Origin of the sequence: Collinsella sp. AF19-1LB (genome assembly GCF_003459655.1) — a bacterium.
In the GTDB taxonomy this organism is placed as follows: domain Bacteria; phylum Actinomycetota; class Coriobacteriia; order Coriobacteriales; family Coriobacteriaceae; genus Collinsella.
In genome coordinates this window covers 318-553 of the sequence record NZ_QRWO01000085.1, presented here as the reverse complement: position 1 = coordinate 553, position 236 = coordinate 318, and the positions used below count along the sequence as shown (strand labels likewise).

Annotated in this window: 1 protein-coding gene; it reads right to left on the bottom strand. The window is 40.3% G+C overall.

What is annotated here, in order from left to right:
• A partial coding sequence (locus DWX39_RS11165; RefSeq protein ID WP_147336415.1) for an IS3 family transposase occupies window positions 1-193 on the bottom strand: 193 nt, incomplete at its 3' end.
• Window positions 194-236: the final 43 nt, after the last annotated feature.

The window sequence follows — 236 nt, the reverse complement described above, 5'->3', positions numbered from 1 at the left end:
TTTTAATTCGGTCTTCATTATACCAATGAAGATAATCGTCTAGGTAAGCTATGAATTCTTTAATGGATACACCTATCCAGCTTCTATTATAGAACATTTCGTTTTTTACTCTTCCAAAGACACCTTCACAAGCAGCATTATCCGGCGAGCACCCTTTTTTCGACATGGATCTTGTCCAGCCGAATTTCTTCATCAAGGCGATCCATCCAGGCCATTGGTAATGTATACCGCGGTCT